The sequence below is a fragment of the Bartonella sp. AA86SXKL genome (genome assembly GCF_042196885.1).
Window position 1 is genome coordinate 337 of record NZ_JBHIRE010000467.1, and the last position, 280, is coordinate 616.

The window sequence follows — 280 nt, forward strand, 5'->3', positions numbered from 1 at the left end:
ATGCGTTACAAATTCTCAATGAACGGGAATTGGAAATTATTCGTTTCCGACGCTTAAATGAAGAAGGTGCTACTTTAGAAGTTTTAGGTGAAAAGTTAGGAATCTCAAAAGAGCGGGTGCGCCAAATTGAAGCGCGGGCTTTACAAAAGCTGCGTTCTGCCTTGCTTACTGTTAATCCAGCAGATGCTTATGATGTGTAAGCCATGAAGTTTTTTCAGGCAGTGGTTCGTGAGTGGTATGGGATAGGGTACAAGAAACTGGATCTCGAAAGCTCGCGCAT

At 43.2% G+C, this 280-nt stretch carries 1 protein-coding gene; it reads left to right on the forward strand.

The genetic code is table 11. The annotated features are described in order from the left end of the window. A partial coding sequence (locus tag ACFIO5_RS12670) for a sigma factor-like helix-turn-helix DNA-binding protein (RefSeq protein ID WP_375705595.1) occupies positions 1-200 on the forward strand: 200 nt, incomplete at its 5' end. Positions 201-280: the final 80 nt, after the last annotated feature.